This window comes from Pseudomonas sp. 51_B (genome assembly GCF_017491595.1).
GTDB lineage: Bacteria > Pseudomonadota > Gammaproteobacteria > Pseudomonadales > Pseudomonadaceae > Aquipseudomonas > Aquipseudomonas promysalinigenes.
The window spans coordinates 1-547 of the sequence record NZ_JAFGYW010000141.1 but is presented as its reverse complement, the minus strand read 5'-3'; the positions used below and the strand labels follow the sequence as shown (position 1 = coordinate 547).

The window sequence follows — 547 nt, the reverse complement described above, 5'->3', positions numbered from 1 at the left end:
ATCATGCCGCGCAGCTCCGCGCACGTGAAATCGAGCGGCAGGATGTGCGAATACTCGGGCGGATACAGCGACGGATCGTGATCGCGCGCGGCGCCGACCCAGACCACCGGCATGCCGATCTCCGCCTGCCAGGTGCGCAGGAACGCCGCGCCGCTCTCGATCATCGACACGCTGATGATCGCGAGCGACGGCCGCATCGCGGTTCGTTCGGCCGACAGTTCCTCGTTGTCCGCGCGGATCACTTCGACGTCGAAGCTCGACATGCAGCGCGCGACCCGGTCGACGATATCGGCCGTGCCCTCCCAGACGTACAGATCGAGCCCTTCGATTGCGTTCGTGTTTCTCATCGTTATGCGTGAATCTTCAATAGACCGTTTGCGCGGTGCCGCAGGTCAGCGCCAGATTGTGAACCGTCGCCGCGCCGAGCTGCACGCCGAGCAGGTTCAACAGCGGCACGACGACCTGATCGAGCGAGCTCAACACGGGGCCGAGCAGGTTCAGCAGCACGGAGACCACCGGATTGAGTATCGTGCCGACCGGCACCGAC

Annotated in this window: 2 protein-coding genes; both read right to left on the bottom strand. The window is 64.5% G+C overall.

The features are described from left to right. On the bottom strand, nt 1-347 hold a 347-nt coding region (locus J5M56_RS24050; protein WP_207937948.1), incomplete at its 3' end, for a hypothetical protein. A 16-nt stretch (nt 348-363) separates the two neighbouring features. Beyond that, nucleotides 364-547 (bottom strand): hypothetical protein (locus J5M56_RS24045; RefSeq protein ID WP_207937947.1); only part of this gene is annotated, 184 nt, incomplete at its 5' end.